A 684-nucleotide genomic window follows, 5' to 3' on the forward strand; every position below is an offset into this window, starting at 1 on the left:
CCTGCACCCTGGTGCCCTGCCTGGACGAGAGTCAGCTGGTGGGTGCCGTGCATGACCTGGACGCCATGGACATCGACGTGGCCGAACTGCACCAGGGCTTTCTGCGCGGCATGGCGCGTGCCGGTGCGCGGCTGCGCTGCGGCGCCGAACTGTCCGGCGCCGAGCGCGAGGTGGATGGTGATGGCCAGGGCCTGTGGACCCTGGTGCTGCAGGACGGGTCGCAGGTCCGTGCCCGCGCCGTGGTCAATGCCGCAGGCGCCTGGGCCGATGCCGTGGCCCGGCTGTGCGGCGCGCAGCCGCTGGGCATCGAGCCGCGCCGCCGCTCGGCCTTCACCTTTGCCGCACCGGAGGGCGAGGACATCCACGGCTGGCCTGCCGTGATCGGCGTGGACGAGAGCTTCTACTTCAAGCCCGATGCCGGCCAGCTGCTGGGCTCGCCCGCCAATGCCGATCCCGTGCCGCCGCATGACGTGGTGGCCGAGGAACTGGACGTGGCCATGGGCATAGACCGCATCGAGACACTGACCCGCCTGCGCATACGCCGGCCGCGCCATGTCTGGGCCGGGCTGCGCAGCTTTGCGCCCGATGACGACTTCGTGATCGGCTGGGACGCGCGCCGTGAAGGATTCTTCTGGCTGGCAGGGCAGGGCGGCTATGGCATACAGACGGCCGCCGGCGCCTCGG

Annotated in this window: 1 protein-coding gene; it reads left to right on the top strand. The window is 71.3% G+C overall.

All coding sequences use genetic code 11. The features are described from left to right. Positions 1-684 (top strand): NAD(P)/FAD-dependent oxidoreductase (locus L995_RS25980; protein WP_047474186.1); only part of this gene is annotated, 684 nt, incomplete at both ends.

Origin of the sequence: Delftia sp. ZNC0008 (genome assembly GCF_000799035.1) — a bacterium.
GTDB classification, from domain to species: domain Bacteria; phylum Pseudomonadota; class Gammaproteobacteria; order Burkholderiales; family Burkholderiaceae_C; genus Comamonas; species Comamonas tsuruhatensis.